Origin of the sequence: Mesorhizobium sp. M1A.T.Ca.IN.004.03.1.1, from assembly GCF_003997555.1 — a bacterium.
GTDB lineage: Bacteria > Pseudomonadota > Alphaproteobacteria > Rhizobiales > Rhizobiaceae > Mesorhizobium.
In genome coordinates this window covers 1-232 of sequence record NZ_RZTV01001172.1, presented here as the reverse complement: position 1 = coordinate 232, position 232 = coordinate 1, and the positions used below count along the sequence as shown (strand labels likewise).

General features: G+C 62.1%; 1 protein-coding gene. It reads left to right on the top strand.

Annotated elements, in window-relative coordinates; genetic code table 11:
- Positions 1 to 232, top strand: a 232-nt coding sequence (locus EOD29_RS35375; protein WP_164764123.1) for an MFS transporter, incomplete at both ends; no start/stop codon positions are given.

Below are 232 nucleotides of genomic sequence, written 5' to 3'. Positions count from 1 at the left end.
GCCATGTTCCCGCAGCTCGGCGCGCCGATCGGCTTCATCCTCTCCTCCGGCTTCTTCCTCATCCTGACGGAAACGATGAGCAACGAGGATTTCCTCGACTATGGATGGCGCATTCCCTTCATCGCCAGCCTCGCCCTCGTCGCCGTCGGCCTCTATGTCCGCCTGAAGATTGCCGAGACGCCGGAATTCCGCAAAGCCGTCGAAAAGCACGAGCGCGTCGCGGTGCCGATAG